Genomic DNA, 18065 nt, shown 5'->3' on the forward strand with positions numbered 1-18065 from the left:
TTCCAATCAGTGTTTGGGCGGGACTACCCCGGGTTGGGTCATCTGAAAGCCTGTTTTAGCTTTCTCTGCTTCCACCATTTTTCTCACCTGAGCAAGTAACTCCTTTGCATCGTAGATGATCCCATCCTTGATGGTATATTTCACTCCCCCTACCCTACTGACCTGGTTGTTTTCGGCCAGTCGGATGGTGCCGGTACCATACAAAACCTTGAAGTCCTGGAGAGGGCTCTCCTCCACAATCACGAAATCAGCCAGCTTACCCACCTCGACGCTCCCAATTTCCTTTTCCATGCCCAGCAGCTCCGCCCCGTTCAGGGTGGCCGCTTGTATCACCTCCAGGGGGTGAAATCCGGCCTCCCGTAGCAGCTCCAGCTCGCGGGGATAAGCAAAACCAAAAAGCTCGTAGATAAACCCCGAGTCAGTGCCGACGGTAACCCGGCCACCCCGATTTTTGTATTCATTGATAAACGCCATCCACAACCGGAAGTTTTCTCGCCACTGCACCTCCTGCTCCGTGCCCCAAGAGTGCCAGTAGGAGCCGTGCGCATTCCAGCTGGGAGTGTAAAACTTCCAGAGTTCGGGCATGGTGTAGTCCGCGTGCCACTCGGCGGTGCGGGCCCGCATCAGGTCGCGGTTGGCCTCGTAAATGTTAAACGTCGGGCAAAGGGTAAAGTCCAGCGCAATCAGCTCATTCATCACCTGGTTCCACTTCGCCGAGAATGGCGCGGCAGTTTGTTTCCATAAGGTGCCGGCGCCCTCGAACCGTTGTTGTTCGTTAGTGTAGTTGTAGTCTAGGGCGTAATGCTGCACCGTACGGTCCATAAACATGGCTTCGGGCAGGCCATACCAGTGCTCTAACGAGCTGATCCCGGCTTTGGCACTGTGCAGGGCATTCCAGCGGCCGACGTCCGTCTGGGAATGGTGGATGGCCGACCTAAGGCCCAGCTTCTTGTTTTCCGCGGCGGCTGCCTGCATGATTTCCGGGGCGGCCCCGAAGAACTTGATACCATCGGCGCCGGCTTTGGCGTTCTGCCTGACCCAGTCGCGGGCCTGTTGCGGCGTGGCAATGGGTTGCTTGCTGCCCATGCCAAACCGGGTATAGGCACGGATGCGGGGGGCGGTAATTGTGTTTTGGGCACTTTTCTTTTTCTGCTCCAGCGTCCAGGCTAGGCCATTACCCGCCGAGGGCTCCCGAATAGTCGTCACGCCATGTGCCATCCAAAGCTTATAGACATAGCTGGCATCAGAGCCATTGTTGTTGCCAATATGGGCATGGGTATCCACGAAGCCCGGCAATAAGTACATACCCGCGGCGTCTAGCTCCTTGCCGCCTGGTTTCAGCAGGGGGCGTTTCGTGGCATCTATGGGTAGGGCCGTGGTGCCCACCACCTGGATATCGGTAATGCGATTATTTTCCACCACAATATCTACTGGGCCCAGGGGCGGCGAACCGGTGCTGTTGATGAGAATTACCCCCCGGATGATGAGTTGGGGCCAGGGGCCTTCCCCCTCCTGCCGGTTGGGTACCGGCAGGGGCACCGGCGCGGGCTGCGCGGAAAGCCCTACGTTGGTGAGCAGGCCTAGGATCAGCAAAAGGGTTTTGGGTGACTTCATGCGAATGTTGCTGGTAAGACAAAGCTCTGTCTTCGACTGGAGACAGAGCTTTGTAGGGATGGATCAGGCAGCGCAGGGGCTGCCGCGCGTACATGAAAAATGGACCGGTAGCGCCCCGGGCCGCCGACTAGCGGTTCGTTTGACCTGTCGGCTTACCCCCATCCGCTTGCTTGCGGGTATACTGGGCTGGCTGGCCAGGCTTGGGTAAAGAAGCCCGAATAAACTCTCGGATATCCTCATTGGAGGTGGCCAGATCTTCGCTGCGCAGGTACATCATGTGTCCGCTGCGGTAGCCTTTGAAGCTCATGCGGTCCTTCATTTTACCGCTGGGGTCCAGTTGCCACATGTTGTATTTCGCATTGAAATAGTCGCAGGCGCCATCGTAGTAGCCGGACTGTACCATCAGATGCAGGTTGGGGTTCTGGGCCATGGCCTGCCGCAGGTTGTCACCCGTGTTATCATCGCTGTTGTCCCAGGGGCGCACTGGGCCAAACATATTATACTTTATGTCGGTCTTGTATTTCAGCTCCTCGCTGATGTACATGTTAATGGCTGGGGTAAAGGAATGCAGCCACGAGGTAAGCTCCGGCGCATAATCCGGCTGCAAGCCAATCTCCTGCTTATCGATGCCGATGTAGCGGGAGTCGAGCCGGCCAACAGTGTAGCCTTCCTTACGCAGCAGCTCTTTCCAGAAAAAAGCCGGCGGCACACTCAGGTTTTGCTGGAGAATAACCTCTGCTGATAAACCGGAGTAATGGGCCATTTTGCCGGCAATTTCTTTCCTTTTCTGGTCCCCGAGGCTCCAGCCTCGGGTAATCGCCGGAATTAGCTCATTAATCGTGAATTCCTCTACTTCAGGCAGCATCGCCGTCAAATCCTTTTGTTGCAGATCAGACGCTAGCACCTTGTGATGCCAGGCCGTGGCGGCATAATACGGCAGCATACTGGCGGCGGCTACTGGGCCTTCGCGCTTGATACCGAGCTCCGTGGGCGACACCAGAATTACCCCGTTAAGATACATCCAGTGGGCATTCTGCAGCTCCAGGGCAAGCCCCGAGACCCGGGTGGTACCATAGCTCTCGCCGATCAGGTACTTAGGGGAAGCCCACCGTTTCTGGCGGCCGACAAAGGTATTTATCCAGCCGGCCAGGTACTTGATGTCGGCATTTACACCAAAAAACCGTTTGGAGACAGCCTCGGCCTTCAACGTATCAACGGCGCGGGAGAGCCCAGTATTTACCGGGTTTACATACACGATGTCGGCTACATCCAGAATGGAGTGTGGGTTCTCCTTTATTCCGTACGGCTGCAAGGGATATCCTTCCTTATCAATGTTCAGCAACCTAGGTCCGGTATAGGCAATGTGCATCCACACCGATGCGGAGCCCGGCCCACCGTTAAAGGAAATGACCAGGGGCCGGCTGGCCTTGTCCTTCACATCCGAGCGCTCGTAGTACGTGTAGAATAGCCCGGCCACTGGCTTTCCCTTCTCATCCCAGACGGGTTGGGTACCTGCGGTGGCCGTGTAGGGAATACGTTTGCCCTTTACCGTCACCTCGCGTTTGGTGCGTACCGTCGAGTCGAGTGCCAGGGACAGCTTCTGCGCCGCTACGGGGTGCAAAGCAACGGAGAGGAGAAGGAAGAAGAGGTAGAGTCGTTTCATGTTTTAGTCATTAAGCCTGAGACAGGTAGCAGGGTCAGGGTAGTACTCGGTAGGCGTTTTCACCGTCAGTTGTTTTGTTGCCAGCGCCCCCGTCTACCCTGTAGCCCGTGCCGCCTTGGGTAGCGACGCGCCTGGGTGCGTTGACCAACCGGCCGGGGGGCAAAATTCTACTACGTCCGCCGTGCGGGGTGGATGTGCCTAACCAAGAGCGTGAGGAATAAGCGGTAGCTACTCGCGGTGCAAAACCGGCGCGCCTCACCAGTTGCAGCGTGAGGCGCGCCGGTTCTGCTATTGCCGCGTGTCCCAGAATACTCTTTCCAGCAAGGTCGCTTTTTGCTTAATATTGGGATTGCTACTTACTTCGTTGAAGGGATAGAACAGCGACCTGGGTACGCCATTCCACACGGCAATAGGCGTCGGGATCGGCTTAATGTTAGGGTAGCCGGTTCGGCGCCAGTCCGTCCAGTTTTCCATCACCACGCCAAAATTGGCAATGTATTTCTGGTTGATGATCTGCTCGAGCTTCGCCGCTGGCGTGCCGGTCAGGGTGCCATGCGCCGCCAGGTAAGCTGTGATGGCGGCCGGGGCGGCGCCGGCACTACTCAGGGAGGCCCGTATTCCTTCGCGGAAGAAGGTTTCGGCATCGCCGGGGGTCCCGAAGCGTAACGCGGCTTCGGCCCGGATAAAGTTGTACTCGGAGTATAGCAGCAGCCGGGAGGGCGCGTCGCCGCCGTAGGTGATGGCCGTGCCCTGTATGCTTCCGTTTGCGAGAACCCCTGCGGGGTTGACGGCCGAGGCGGTACCTTTAAGGTAGCTGTGCAACCGCGAATACAGCGCCGATGGCGTGGGGTCTAGAATGGTAGAGCCCTTATACGAAGTGGAGTTGTAAGGAAAAGGAATAAAGTAGGCTGCCCGCCGGGGGTCTTGTGTGGTGTTCATCAGGTCCACCAGAAAGCGGTTTGGAAAAAACTGATCTCTGAACTGCCCCCCTTCTATGCTCGCCAGCGGGTTTTGCCGCTGCGGCTGATTCAGGAACATCATCTGGAAGTTATCGTCATTTGCCCTCATGAACTCCACGCCACTATTGATGAGGGCCGTGATCTTCTGGGAGGCAAAGGCCGGGTCAGACTCGCTGTAGTGCAGGTACATCCTCAGCTTCAGCGTATTGGCTAGCCGTTCCCATTTTACTTTGGCGGCCGACCAGCTAGGAGCGGCATAAATGGTGGTAGAGCTGTTTGGCGACAGCAGCGAGGTAGGCGCATTCAGATCAGCTATCCCTTCATCTAAGAGCGTAATCAGCTGCGGGTAAATGGTGGCGTCGTCATCGTACTTAGGGTATTGTACCTCCCCAAATTTAAGCCCTTCAGTATATGGCACATCGCCCCAGGCATCTACCGTTACCTGATAGGTATAGGCCTTCAGGATTTTAGCCACCCCGGTGTAATGGGGGCTCCCATTCTCCGTTGATACTTTAATCAGCTGCTCTAGGTCGGCGAGAATCCCCGCGAAAATACTATTCCAAGTATTGTTTACATCCGAGTCGCTGATAGAGTAGCGCTCGTAGTTGGTGAAAGTGTTATTCAGCACCGGCCCATGACCGGAGAACTGCTGCATGATCAGGTTGCTGTAGCGCATCAAATCGCTCACTCCCATGAAGCCAATGTTGGTAGTGGCGGCCGGAAGAATCTCGGTAGCACGGGCTACGGTGATGTTATTAGGGTCATCGTTAACATCAAAAAAGCTGTCACACGAGGGGAAAATCAACCCGGCAGACACCAGCGCTATGTATAGGATTTTATGGTACTTCATGTGTTTGCTTTAACTTCAGGTAGAGAAAAAGTTAAAATGTGGCCCTCAAGCTGGCTCCGACTGTTCTGGCTATGGGCTGAATACCAAACTCCAGACCGCGGGCGTTGCTCACTCCCAGCAGGTTCTGCTCCGGATCAAGGTGTGGGTAGTTCGGCGCATACACTAGCAGGTTGCGGCCATAAAGCGATACCTGGAGCGCGTCGATAAAGCCAACGCGGGCCAGCAGCTGCTTGGGTAGGTTATAGCCCAGGTTCGCCTCGCGCAGCTTCACAAATGAGGCATCTTGTACATAGCCAGACCAGGCCACATACTTGCCTCGCAGGCCCCAGTAGTCCTGCGCGGTCACATACACATCGTTTGGTCGGCCATCAGCCAACACCCCATCGAACAGGTAGGGCTTGTTCGGGGTGCCATCCGGGTTAAAGCGGGGGAACTCGGCCGTTTCTGCCGCCACACCCTGAATTCTTAAATCGCCCACCGTGCGGGAGAGAATATCGCCTTTATGCTTCCAGTCTATCAGAAAGGACAGGTTAAAGGCTTTGTAGGTGAAGGTATTAGTCAGGCCCATGGTAAACCGCGGATTCGGATTACCTATTGCCGATACGCCGGGAGCCGTAAGCGGCAGCCCGTTGGCGCCGATCTGGAGTCTTCCCTGCTCGTCCTTGAGGTAGTCGGTAGAGTAGATCAGGCCGTACTGCTGGCCGGCAACGGCCTGGGTGTTTGGAGAGGTGAAGCCCCCAATGGTCAGTCTTTCCACGCCCGGCGCCAGCTCCTCGACCACGGTGCGGAAGGTCGTAAAGTTTAGAACTGACTCCCACTGGAAATTCGCTGTTTTAATCGGGCTGCCCGACAGCAGCACCTCCAGCCCTTTGGTGGACAGCTTGCCGGCATTGGTGATCGAGCTGGTAAAGCCGGAAGTAGCCGGCACCGGCACCGCAAAGATCAGGTTGCGGGTGTCTCTGCGGTACACCGAGGCATCGAGGTACAAGCGGTCCTGGAAGAAGCTGAGCTCGGTGCCCAGCTCAATCTCGCGCGTAAACTCCGGCTTGATGTTCGGATTGCCGGCGTCGTTTCTGTAGGTATAACCCGCTAAGCCATTAAAGGGGAAGTTAACCGTGGTGGAGCCCCAGCCATCGGCGGCAGTAGCTTGGCCCCAGTAGGTGCTGGTGCTGTACGCTGTGGCCCCCTTGCCTACTTCTCCTACGTTGGCCCGAATCTTAGCCGAAGAAAGGATGTTTCCTTTCAACTGGGGAAAGGCGTCGGTCGGCACAAAGCTCACCGCTACCGCCGGATAGAAGATCGACCGGTTGCCCTTGGTCAGGGTCGAGGAAAAATCGTTTCTGCCTTTGATGTTCAGGGTGAGGAAGCTCTTGTAATCCACAATAAAGTCGCCGAAGAAGCCCATTAGCCGGCGCTCCGTAATCTCGCCGGAAGGGTTATAAGCTAGGAAGTTCTTCAGGTTATCGAACCCCGGCACCACGATACCTAGGCCGACGGCGTTTATATTACTGCTGTAGTTGGATATCACCTCGTTGCCTAAGGTGGCCGTGATTCGGAAGTCGGTCCCCAGGTTTCGGTTGCCGGTTACCGTGAGGTAGGAGTTGATATCGCGGGAAAATAGCTCGCGGTCTCGCAAGCCGCCGGCGCCGGCCGAGTTGGTATTGCCGTTGCTGCGGATGCCTTTGTCATCAAAGCCTTTGCTGCGGGTAGAAAATACGTCGCCCCCAATTCGGAAGTCGGCCCGCAGCCAGTCCGTAAAGTCATAGGCCAGGTTCAGGTTACCAAATACTCGGTTGGTCTCGTCTGAGAAGGTCACGTGCTCAATGGCCCAGTAGGGATGGTCCTCGGCGGCAAACCAGAGCTGGTTGCCCAGCTGATCCTGGTAGGGCAAGCCCGACAGGTTATAGCTGCGGGGCGTGTAGATGCCGCGCCATAGCGGGTTGGAGCCCTGGTTGCCGGCCTGGGTTCGCTCAGAGCGATTGTTGATGTAGTTGATGGAGGTGTTGACCGTCAGCTTGTCCGTTATGCTAGTGCCGAGATTGAGGTTGAAAGAGTTTCTGTTCAGCTCATTACCCGGTACCAGCCCCGTCTCATAGGTATTGCCGTAGGATACCCGGTAGTTGCTTTTATCGGTAGCACCGGAGAAGCTCAGGTTATTCTGGAAAAAGGTGGAGCTCTGCAGAATGTCGCGCACATTGTTGGGGTAGGCTTGCAGCACTTCCTCTTCCCCAAACCAGTTGGTTACGGTCTGCCCATTTATGCGCGGCCCCCACGAGCCGGGTGCATTGCTAGCGTACGTGCCGTTGTTGCCCTGGGCGTACTCGTTTTGAAAGTCAGGAAACCGGTTTATCGTCCCTACGCCGTAGTTGGAGGAGAAGTTAATCAGGTTTTTGGTGCCCGTCTTGCCTTTTTTGGTGGTGATGAGGATAACGCCGGAAGCCGCCCTCGATCCGTAGAGAACGGTGGCTGCGGCGCCTTTCAACACACTGATGCTTTCTATATCGTCCGGATTGATATCCGCCGCCCGGTTGGCGGTAGCTACCCCTGAATTCACAGTGTTGGCGCCTCCGCTGTTATCAATCGGCACGCCATCTACCACGAACAAGGGCTGGTTACTGCCCGTGATACTGGAGAAGCCCCGGATCGTGATGTTGGAGCTGGCCAGCCCTCCCCCGGTACCGGAGATCTGCACCCCGGCCACTTTGCCCGCCAACGCGTTGGTCACATCGGTCACGGGGGCCTTCGTGATCTGCTCAGCGCTGACCCCACTCACCCCATACCCCAGCGATTTCTTGTCGCGTTCAATACCGAAGGAGGTAACCACCACTTCATTGAGCAGCTTCGTGTCCTGCGCAATGGAGATGTTGTACACACTCTGATTCGTGACGGGTATTCTCTGCGTCAGGAAGCCAATGAAGGAAACAATTAGCGTGGCGCCTTCGGGGGCCTGCAAACTAAATTTGCCCCCCAGGTCTGTTTGGGTGCCTCTGGTAGTGCCTTCGAGCACCAGCGTGACACCCGGCATAGGTGAGTTGTCTTCCTTAGAAACAACTTTGCCTGTAATTTCTTTGTCCTGGGCTAGTGCCATCTGGCAGACGCTTAAGAACAGAAAAACTGAGAGTAGTTTTCTCATCATAAAAGTCAGTTAAGGTTTCATAAAGGAATATAGGTGAATAAGATATATAAATAAGAAAATACGAGATATAAATAAGATCTATGATTCTGGACTGATGCCCTGAATCTATAGCTGTTGATACCCCTGGCTAAGGCGTGAGTAATTCTGACCTAGTCATGTTTCCGCAGGCATTATATACCTACGGCACTAATGCACCCTACATGACCCGCCGCCGCTGGGACTTTTTCGTGCGCCACCTGGCTGGTATGGAGCTGCTACTGGACTACGAGATGATTACCAAGACGGACCCGCGCCACGGGGTGCTCTGAGAAAATGTGAGGCAATAGGCTACTCCCTGAACGCCCCTTAGCAGAAGAAAAACGACACCGCTTAACATCACGGCTCTTTATTTAGACAAACGGTGGGTTAAGCCGTCATCTTTCGAATAGGGTTTGATTAGCCCCCATTATCACGTCCTAGGCCAAGTGTCAAACTAGTGCGGAAAAGATTCTACGAACTGGGAATTGATGTTCTAGAAGCGCCGTGGCTGTTGCAAAACGCCCCGCTGGGAATCTATGGGGTCGCATGGGCAATTAGTAAGCGCTAGAAAGACTGGGGTAGCGCCCCTGGGGGCAGCGGATGCGGTCTCGAAGACCCGGTGTTCAGCTACCTAGCAGACTTTTGCAACAACCACCGCCATTATAGGACTAGAGGCTGCATGCTTGCTCGTATAGCGGCCCCTTGTACCAGTTGTGGGGGCAGGGGCTCTGCTTCGTCTGCTACGCCGCCTCTGCACTACGCCCCCATTTCTACCAGGCCTGCTGCCACCATTCCCGGCGTGCGCTACGCTTAGCGGAAATGTAGACACCGGCTGCTCCGGTCCTGCTCGCCGGCAGGGGGTACTAAAGCCGCCACCTAGGCGAAACGGCGCCTAGGTGGCGGCTTTAGTAGTGGACTGAACCTTCCCTCGGCTTCCCTCCAGTGAGCTGGCCCCTGAAGGAGCAAAAAGCAAAGAAGCCAGGAGATTTCAGTCTCCTGGCTTCTTTGCTTTTTGCTCACTCCCAGCGGCTATTCCACCATCAGTTGGCCTCGTATTACTTCCTTGTCTATCTCAACTACGTAGAAGTATAAACCAGCTACCATATTCCCGTTCACATATGGAATCTGGTTTGCGCCAGCATTATAGCTCTGATTAGTAACTACCTGCAGCAGTCGGCCATCGGAGTATAGGATGCTGATTTTGACTCTGGCTTTCTTCACCAAGGAAACTTCAAAGGTGGTTGCGCCCCTCATCGGGTTGGGATAAACATTAACCACCCCGGCCGAGTTGCCCCCTCCTGGGTTGCCCTTTTTCGTGAATTTAGCCGTGATCGATGTGTTTGCCTTCATGCTAATGGTCAAGGGGTTCGTGGTTCCACTGGCAGCCCCACCCCAGCCGCTGAACTCGTAGCCCGAGGCAGCCACCGCGGTCACGACCGCTGTTTCGCCCGCATAGTAGATGCGGTCGGTATAACTCACGCTCCCTTGCCCTTCGGTTAGCACCGTTAACCGGTATTCAAGCCGCGAAAAATGCGCCGTTACCGACGTATTCCCCTCCACGGTAAAGGTCAATGGGTTCGTCGTTCCCGTAGCGCTGCCACTCCAGTGGTCAAATTTCCAGCCGGCGGCCGGCGTAGCGGTCAAGGTAGCGGTGGCGCCGACATAGTAGGGGCCATTTGACACTTCTATGCTGCCCTCACCGGCTACTGTAGCGGCTACCTGGTACTCAAGGCGAGTGAAGTTGGCCGTAACCGCTTTGTTCCCGTCCAGGGCAACAGCAACCGGGTTGTTTGTCCCCATTGCATCCCCGCCCCAACTATCAAATTTCCAGCCGGGGGCCGGGGTGGCGGTAAAGGTTGCTATTTCGCCAGCGTAATAAGGTCCGGCCGAACTAGTTACCGTCCCCTGACCGATCACGGTGGTGGCTATCTGGTACTCGATTCGGGAGAAAATAGCCGTTACGGCTTTGTTCGCGTTCATCGTAACCGCTACCGGATTGGTGGTACCCGAAGCGTCGCCGCTCCAGCTGCTAAACTGCCAGCCTTCGCTAGGGGTAGCCGTCAGGGTAGCTATAGTGCCGGCAGTGAAAGGGCCTGCTGCGGGCAACACCGTGCCTTGTCCTCTTACTGCGGTAGTCAGCGCGTACGTCACTACCGGTGGGGTATCCCCGCCGGTTACATCCACTTTGCCCACGCCCACATTGCCCGGAACCGTGGAAGTAACACTGGTTACCGGATCCAAGGTATACTCATAGGGAAGCGTCGTGGAAGTCCACCAGGCACAATCGGTTTGGGTGATGGAGTTAGCCCCGGATGTGCCAGTGAACAAGTTTCCTCTTTCACAGGCGAAGCCTTCCCCGTCAAACTTATTCGTGGAAACCGGCAGCTTCACGTTTTCATACACATTGTTTTCTAACAGCGCGTGAGCCCCTTGCCGAACGGCGATACCATAATCCGAGATGTTGCGCAGATAGTTATTGTACATGTGCACAGCTCCCCAGCGTAAGCTTGGGTTGCGGCCATCGGTATTTTCGAAATAGTTATGGTGGAAGGTTACCCGTATCTGGCGGTCAGTTGCTTCGGCGCCGCTGTTGTCGGTATGGCCCACCAGCACGGTTTTCATGTGGTCATGGAAGTGGTTCCACGAGACGGTCACGTAGCGCGAGCCATTCTTAATGTCCATCAGGCCATCATAAGTATCTACGCCAATGCCAGGGCCAATGATGCTGTGAAACTCATTGTGGTCTATCCACACATGCTGGCACTCATCGATGGTGAGCCCGTCATTTGGATAAAATACTTCGTGAATTTTCAGGTTGCGGACGATGACGTTCTTGTAGTTTCGGAAGTTCAGGCCCACGTTCTTCAGTTCGGCCGTGCTGCCCACGCCCAGCACCGACACGTTGGCACCGTGCTTAATAGTTACGACCGTCGAAGCAGAGGCTTCAATCTTGCCATTGATATGCACAATCTCGGGGACTGTTTTATTTTCCCGAGTGAGGGCCCAGGCTTGCAGTTGGGCCAACGTACTGATGGTAATTACGGCTCCGCCCTGTCCTCCGGATGTCGTGGTATAGCCTTCTCCGTCAACGGTGGCATAACCCACCATGCTATTATTGACGGGGGGGATGCTGCCATCCGAAAAGATGGCCGTTATTCTCTTATCCGCATTCATGATGACGGACAAAGGATTAACCGACCCATTTGCGTCGCCACTCCAGCCGACGAACTGCCAGCCGGCGGCCGGGGTAGCGGTCAAAGTAACTGCCTCTCCGTTTTTGATAGGACCCGTGGAAGGACTTACGCTACCCTGCCCCTGTACGGCCGTAGTAAGCTGATAGGTAGCCGGCGGGGTAATCTCCGAAAAGGTAGCGGTAATGCTCTTGTTGCTGTTTACCGTAACGGTAGTGCTGGCGGAAGTGCCCATAACATCCCCGCTCCAGCCCGTGAACTGATAGCCGCTGGCGGCCGTGGCCACCACTGTTACCGTTGTGCCTTCAGCATAGGGACCACTGGCCGGGGTGAAGCTGATAGTACCACCATTGCTGGGGTTGGCAGCAGCCGAAATAGTGTAAGTAGGCACCGGATTATCGCCCCCACCGGAACCGATGGGCTTACTGCAATCGGTAGCTTTCGGGCTATTGCCCGTAACTTCGATGTATTCAATGTCGGCATAAGCCAGGGACTGGGTTACCTCTACTCTGATTTCGTTTACTCCGGTTCCCAACTGAACATTTACCGGCTGGGTGGTCAGAAAGGAGGTGCTGCCAGCTGGCTTAGGAAAAGAAATACTTTCCAGGGCCGTAACGCCATTTACCAGAAGCTTAGCGGTTTCAGCCGCCGTGGAGCCCCCCCCGGCGTAGCGCCACTGCAGGGCATACGTGCCGGCCGCCGGCACTTCCACTTTCCAGTTGATGCCTTTGCCGGCGGTATTCGACAGGTTGATCACACTGACCGCACCCACGGCGCGTAAAGAACCATCGAAACTACACAGACCCGTGGCCGGGGAGGCCGTGTTATCTATCCGCACGGTGGGGCCGGTGGGGGTACCACCGGGCGTAGTAGCCGTAAACGTGGCGGTTACACTGGTGTTGGCGTTAATAGTGACAGTGGTCGTGGCCGCGGTGCCCGTGGCCGCTCCGCCCCAGCTACCAAAGGTGTAGCCGGTGACCGCAGTGGCCGTTAGGGTTATTACTTCCCCGGCCGTATAGGTGCTTTTATCCGGGCTTTTGGTTATCGATCCCCCACTGGTGGGACTGGCCGTTACCGTTAAAGTAAAACCAGTAGGAGTTGTTGTCGTGCCGTCCGATTCTACTGCTCCCAAGTCAGGGGCAGTACCCTTGTAAGTAATTCCGGCCGAAGCAACGCCTGCATCAATCAAATTGCTTCCTGTAGCTAAATTAAGGAATCCGTTCGAGGTAGGGTTTGCATCCGGGCCAGGAGTTAAGGTCTGGAAAGAGGCAGCGGTTACCCCCAAAGTAGAGGTTCCGTCCGTGAAAGCGTTAGGGCCTGCCATGGTGCCCACCAGTTTATCGTTAGAAGCCGACTGGAAAGACAGGTTATTCTTAAAAACGTGCGTACCGCCGTCGAAAGTGAAGTTACGCTGGGCGTTCTTATAACCTGTATTGTTGGTCATCTCGATAGAGCCCAAGTTTCGGTTATAGGTGAAGCCATGCTTGCCATTGTTGAAGGCAATACATCTTCTTACAATATGGTTTACGGCGATGTCTTCGCCCCCCAGTTTAAACCCGTTTTTATCGCCGTTGCCGGACGTGCCGCCCGTGGTGAGCGTGCCGTTGCTGTGGGCAATACAATCTTCCAGCGTTACCGCCCCAATAGGCCCCGTATCTATTTTCGTGTACAAATCCCAGCCATCATCAATGTTGTGGTGGGCCACACAGCCCCGGAATATATTGCCGGGGCCGGTGGTCAATTTGGCGGCAAAGCCATCGGCGTTTTCGTTACCGGAATCTTTGTTGTCGTAGGACTCGCAGTTGAGGATCAAGTTGTTTGACGGCCACTCGGCTACCGTGGCGGTGGATGAATAGCGCCCGAGCTGCAACCCCGTATCCCGGTTACGGCGGGTAATACAACGCTCTACCGTGTTGTTGTTGCCCCCGATAAAGATGCCGTTGTCTCCGGCTTCCTCGATAATCAGGCCCTTCAGGTGCCAGTAATTGCCATTCAAGGTGAGTCCTTGGTTCGAGGAAAGCTCCGGTTGCGCCGTGAAATTCAGTACGGGTACTTCGCCCTCGTAGGCAAATAAGTGCTTGAGAGCATCGGCCGTACCACTATTAGTCCGGCCGATGGTTATTTCGGTAGGCTCCGCGTAGAAGCCGCCCCGTAAATAAATGTAATCACCGGCACTGGCTTGAGCGATGGCCTGCTGCAAGCTGCGGAAAGGATTGTCGATGGTTCCGCTGCCTGCCTCAGTCCCCGCTGGAGAGACATAATAATTGGCGCCGAAAGCGGTGAGGTTAACTAAAAATGTGGCGAGCAATAAAATGAATAAATGTTTTTTCATTTTCAATAAAGTGAAGAGTGAAAAAGGAAAATACGTAGCGTGCTTCTGGGGGCGGTCTCCTCGCTGACGGAGGAATTGCATTCTTTCGAGTGTCCTTAAACTACCTAAGCCTAGAGGCCGGTGCGAAGCGAAGATGGAGAAAGAAGCTAAGGCAATACCGAAATTGTCCAAATGAATTTATGCAATCGATTCCGGGAACGTTCCCGGAATCGATTGCACATCCTTCTGGGAAGGGAATCCGTCGAAAACCGAGAAGTAGGTAGGTGAATGCGGCGTTACAATTCGGGAGGTTCGTTAACCCCATCTGGGTGTGAACTGCTTGTGCTATCCGCTTGCTTACCAATCTGGCAAAGGGGCCCTACACTCAAGTTGAAGTTTATGAAACTTGTTACCCTTATTGACTTATTGAGGCCCCCAGATGTTGGCAGGTAGGCGCTCAGAGACTTGTCGACGACTTACCGGATAGGTGGAGTGGGATCCCCCGCTCAAGAGCCTATAGTACCGGTTGCGGCCGATGATATTTATCATAATGGCATTTATACGACAGCGATAAGGCTACGCTACCCCCTTCGTTTAGCACCAGGCCCTCTCGGGGTTCTAGCTACCCATCCGCGGGGCCAGCACGGTCCCGCGGATAGCGTCTATATTCGCTAGCCTCGGCGCCGTCCCTACCCGGCTGTTGACCGTCCAAGCCCATTATTCCATGCCACGGCTCTTCCCCTACTTTCTGCGCCACCCTCAGCACCTGTTCCTGCTCGATGGCGGGGGCGCGTTACTTACTGCCGGCTGCCTAGGAGTGGTGACGGTCGCTTTTGCCGAGCGCTTCGGCCTACCACGCCCCGTCTTGCAGGGCTTCACGCTGCTGGCTGGCCTGTACGCCGGCTTCTCGCTTAGTTGTTTTTACTTGGTGCTGAAGCAGTGGCGGCGCTTTTTAACCCTCGTGTGGCGAGGTAACATCATGCTCTACTGCGGCCTGGTAGGGGGCCTGTGTGGTTATTTTTACCGCCAGTTGACGCCCTTGGGAGCCGCTTACTTTCTCGGGGAAGTGCTAATTATCCTGGCCCTAGCCGCCCTGGAACGCCGGGTAGCCAGGGCCCCGGAGCCGTGCGCCCTCGGTTGCTAGCTCCGGCGGCGCACAGCCGCTTTGGGGCTAGTCAGTAGGTTCAGGCCCTTGGCGCGGTAGCGCTGCTGCGCGAATCTTTGGTCCTGAAGGTCGCCCAGCCGGGGAAAAAAGACGCCCCGCGCGGGCGGCGCCCGTAGGTGGGTTCGTCACCCTCAGCACGAGACGACGTTCAGGCTACTTTAGCCCCTCGCCAAAGATAAAATGCAGGGCCTCATATGTTGTAATCAAGGGCACCGACATATGGCTCTCGTTTTGATAATATTTTCCCCGGTAGTTCAACCTATTGTGCTTATTGGTTTCCAAATAGCGCTGCAAGGTTAAGATACTCCGCATATGCATGGTATCCTCGGTCGTATCCATTCCTACCTGCTTTAGATCAATCCGCTTATTGGCCGTGTGGGCGATGCCTAGATAGAGGGATGTGCCGTGAAAACGCCTGCTCGCTAACGCCCGCTTCGTTTCTTTTAAGAGGGTTTGATTATCCCACCACATACTGGGGTCAATACAGATATAGGAAGTAAATAACCGGGTATGATGCACGAATATTTGCATCACGGTGAGCCCGCCGAGCGAGTGGCCAATCAGCATTTTGTCCGGTTGGGTCGGATAGTGCTGGTCAATATAGGGCATCAATTCCTGTTCCATAAACGCAATAAATGCTTCCCCTCCCCCGGTCGTTTTGCTGGTGCCAGGCGCCCAAAAAGGCGGGTCGGCGGCCACATGCGTGGGGGTTAAATCTTTTCGTCGGTCCGGATGAAGAATACCGACCACGATCATTTCCGGACACCGCGTGTTGTAATGGGTACTCAGGTATTGAATCATACTGGTTGTCGAGGCGAACTGGGCATCCGCATCCAATAGATACACCACCGGATATCGTTTGTTGGCCGCCTGCTTCCCGGAAGCGCTAGCGGGTACATGGACATAAAACTTTCTCTTTTCTTGCAAGAGTTTGGACTGGATGCTGTCAGTTTTGCCCAGAACTAGTTGATTGCCGGGCTGCGCCGCACAGGGGAAGCATAACAAAACAGCGGCAAGGAAAAGAAGAACCTGTTTCATGGGATTCTCTGCTGATCAAGGGCCTACATGTGCAGGATGGAAACACCGTCTATACCTGCCTCGGAGGCCAATTCTATGTCGAGCAAGTTAAGCCATAGCGCGCCTTAAGTTGATATGAGAAGAGTGATAAGAGATAAGGCCCCTACAGCCAACTGAACGGACCTTTTTTCAAACGTTTTTTGGCTTTTCCTGGATTACCTCTCTTAAAAAGACTGTCTCCTAGCTACGATCTATTGTTTTAAATATAGTATTATATTCGTTTGTCCCGCTCCATTTAGCCAACTAACGGGGGGTGATAACTATAATAACCTCCGTCTATATAGTAGGTGGCAGTAATTATTGACGACTAAACTTACTATAGCTGATGAATAGCATTCGCCATTTCTTTCTGAAGCCCTGGCTATACATTGCGATTCTTATAATTGGAACAGCCCTTAAGTTTTACCATTTAAACTATAAATTATTTTGGGAGGATGAGGTTTCTACCGTTCTATATACCTCAGGCATTAAACCTAGATACATCATTGAGAAAGACATACCAGTTAACCAAATTAAAAGCATTAGTTATTACGATAGCCTTCTACACTTGAGTACGCAGCCTTTCACCATTAAAAGTGAAGTAGCAGGCATATTTTCGGATACCCACCTTACGCCGGCGCATTATGCTTTTTTAACGGTATGGTATCGCCTAGCGGGAGATAACGAAAGAGATTACCGCTTGTTCTCGGTATGTATATTTATCCTTTCCTTGCCTTTTCTGTTCCTGCTGGCAAAAAACTTGTTCAACTCAGCGCTGGCGGCCTGGATTGCGCTTAGCTTGTATGCGGTATCTCCTTTTATAAATTTTGAAGCCCAGGAAGCCCGATATTATATGTTGTGGGTATTCTTTTTCATTGTGACCAATTATTTATTCTTGCAGGTGCTAAGGCAAGATAAATTACGTTGGTGGATTGGGTATGTGGTAGCATCGAGCCTAGCGTTATACACCTCCGCACTTTCAGGTATTTTTGTCTTTGGGCACTTGGTGTATATATTTCTTTTCAAAAAAGAATTGCGGCTAAAATTTGCTTTCCCCTTTTTGTGTATTGTTTTAGCCTATTTGCCCTGGATGTATTTCCTGTATTCAGTTAGCGAGAAAATCCAGAGTGGTCTGAGCTGGCATAAATTCAGTCATTCTTCTCTATTTTCTTTAGACCTTTTGTTTTTTCAGCTGTCCGGCTTCGTAAAGTCATTTGTCTATTTATTCGATTCCGAAATATACTTTATGTTATTAACCGGAATCGCAACACCAGCTATTTATTCTGCTCTTCTCCTTGATTTTATTATTATTATATTTATTGTGTTTGCTATTTTTTACTTGTTTACTAACACCCCGAAACAAGTGAGATGGTTTATTATATTGCTAATTTTCCCCCTGTTTTTTTTGTTCTACCTCACCGATCTTCTTAGAAGTAGCTTCTCATCGGCTCTTTGGCGTTATCAAATTGTCAATATGGTAGGCATTAGTTTAGTGGTAACCAACCTATTAAAAGATAGAATTGCAAACGGGAAACTCCTCTACGCTGGCCTGTACAGTGGGTTAGTTTTATTAGGGATTACCTCTATTGTAAAAATTGGGAATACCAGGTGCTGGAATACCCGTCCAGATTGCGAATCAAACATCCAAGAGGCTCAACTGATTGCCCTTGCGAACCATCCTTTACTAATAACAGACTTTAGCGGTTGGGGATTCGCCAATTTTCTGGCTATCCTAAATGAATCGAAGGCAACAAATGCGGATATCGTGTACTGTAATGGAGAGATACAGGCTAACCTAGAAGAAATTAACAGCAAAGCTTATTCAGAGATATATGTAGTACAAGCATCGGACAAACTTGTACAAAAGTTAAAATCAAGATTTGGCGAAAGCATGGTTCCCCTAAAAAAGGAGGCAAATATGTTATCCCCTCAGATTTGGCAAATCAACCTCTAGTGAGTAATTGCGAGACTCCCGGTTTAGGGCGAATAAGGAAGACTGATTAGGGTATCTAGCGTAATAAAAGCACTTATTCGTACTCATCAGCTTCCACTAACCTTGCGGGACAAGACGGCTGGCACGCATTGACCGTGCCGGCGAGGAG

9 protein-coding genes are annotated in these 18065 nt (G+C 53.5%); 3 read left to right on the top strand and 6 right to left on the bottom strand.

What is annotated here, in order from left to right:
• Positions 1–6 precede the first annotated feature (6 nt).
• From ACW9KT_RS19115 to ACW9KT_RS19130, 4 genes are all read right to left on the bottom strand, one after another.
• Positions 7–1614 carry an amidohydrolase family protein gene (locus tag ACW9KT_RS19115; RefSeq protein ID WP_457083368.1) on the bottom strand — a complete coding sequence of 536 codons (1608 nt, stop codon included), beginning with the start codon at positions 1612–1614 and terminating at the stop codon, positions 7–9.
• A 127-nt stretch (positions 1615–1741) separates the two neighbouring features.
• Positions 1742–3277: a S10 family peptidase gene (locus ACW9KT_RS19120; protein WP_457083370.1), complete on the bottom strand. Its 1536-nt coding sequence runs from the start codon at positions 3275–3277 to the stop codon at positions 1742–1744.
• 288 nt (positions 3278–3565) lie between these two features.
• Positions 3566–5086 (bottom strand): SusD/RagB family nutrient-binding outer membrane lipoprotein, encoded by a 1521-nt coding sequence (locus ACW9KT_RS19125; protein WP_457083372.1) that lies wholly within the window; start codon positions 5084–5086, stop codon positions 3566–3568.
• Positions 5087–5117: 31 nt separating this feature from the next.
• Positions 5118–8222 carry a SusC/RagA family TonB-linked outer membrane protein gene (locus ACW9KT_RS19130; protein WP_457083374.1) on the bottom strand — a complete coding sequence of 1035 codons (3105 nt, stop codon included), beginning with the start codon at positions 8220–8222 and terminating at the stop codon, positions 5118–5120.
• Positions 8223–8356: 134 nt separating this feature from the next.
• Between ACW9KT_RS19130 and ACW9KT_RS19135 the strand changes: the two genes are divergently transcribed.
• Positions 8357–8530: a hypothetical protein gene (locus ACW9KT_RS19135; RefSeq protein ID WP_457083376.1), complete on the top strand. Its 174-nt coding sequence runs from the start codon at positions 8357–8359 to the stop codon at positions 8528–8530.
• 739 nt (positions 8531–9269) lie between these two features.
• Here the strand turns inward: ACW9KT_RS19135 and ACW9KT_RS19140 are convergent.
• Complete coding sequence (locus ACW9KT_RS19140; protein ID WP_457083378.1) at positions 9270–13763, bottom strand: InlB B-repeat-containing protein; 4494 nt, start codon at positions 13761–13763, stop codon at positions 9270–9272.
• Positions 13764–14466: 703 nt separating this feature from the next.
• Between ACW9KT_RS19140 and ACW9KT_RS19145 the strand changes: the two genes are divergently transcribed.
• On the top strand, positions 14467–14886 hold the full coding sequence (locus tag ACW9KT_RS19145) for a hypothetical protein (RefSeq protein ID WP_457083380.1): 420 nt from the start codon (positions 14467–14469) through the stop codon (positions 14884–14886).
• Positions 14887–15060: 174 nt separating this feature from the next.
• On the opposite strand, the gene ACW9KT_RS19150 is transcribed toward ACW9KT_RS19145, so the two are convergent.
• Complete coding sequence (locus ACW9KT_RS19150; RefSeq protein ID WP_457083382.1) at positions 15061–15945, bottom strand: alpha/beta hydrolase; 885 nt, start codon at positions 15943–15945, stop codon at positions 15061–15063.
• Between the two features lie 364 nt (positions 15946–16309).
• Here ACW9KT_RS19150 and ACW9KT_RS19155 point away from each other — a divergent pair, with 364 nt between their 5' ends.
• Entirely contained in the window at positions 16310–17917 is a 1608-nt protein-coding gene (locus tag ACW9KT_RS19155) for a glycosyltransferase family 39 protein (RefSeq protein WP_457083384.1), read from the top strand.
• Positions 17918–18065 lie beyond the last annotated feature (148 nt).

This window comes from Hymenobacter sp. HD11105, assembly GCF_054051685.1.

Coding starts and splice junctions, on each gene's coding strand:
- ACW9KT_RS19115 (WP_457083368.1), bottom strand. CDS start 1,614: ATGAAGTCACCCAAAACCCTTTTGCTGATCCTAGGCCTGCTCACCAAC.
- ACW9KT_RS19130 (WP_457083374.1), bottom strand. CDS start 8,222: ATGATGAGAAAACTACTCTCAGTTTTTCTGTTCTTAAGCGTCTGCCAG.
- ACW9KT_RS19150 (WP_457083382.1), bottom strand. CDS start 15,945: ATGAAACAGGTTCTTCTTTTCCTTGCCGCTGTTTTGTTATGCTTCCCC.
- ACW9KT_RS19140 (WP_457083378.1), bottom strand. CDS start 13,763: ATGAAAAAACATTTATTCATTTTATTGCTCGCCACATTTTTAGTTAAC.
- ACW9KT_RS19155 (WP_457083384.1), top strand. CDS start 16,310: ATGAATAGCATTCGCCATTTCTTTCTGAAGCCCTGGCTATACATTGCG.
- ACW9KT_RS19145 (WP_457083380.1), top strand. CDS start 14,467: ATGCCACGGCTCTTCCCCTACTTTCTGCGCCACCCTCAGCACCTGTTC.
- ACW9KT_RS19120 (WP_457083370.1), bottom strand. CDS start 3,277: ATGAAACGACTCTACCTCTTCTTCCTTCTCCTCTCCGTTGCTTTGCAC.
- ACW9KT_RS19125 (WP_457083372.1), bottom strand. CDS start 5,086: ATGAAGTACCATAAAATCCTATACATAGCGCTGGTGTCTGCCGGGTTG.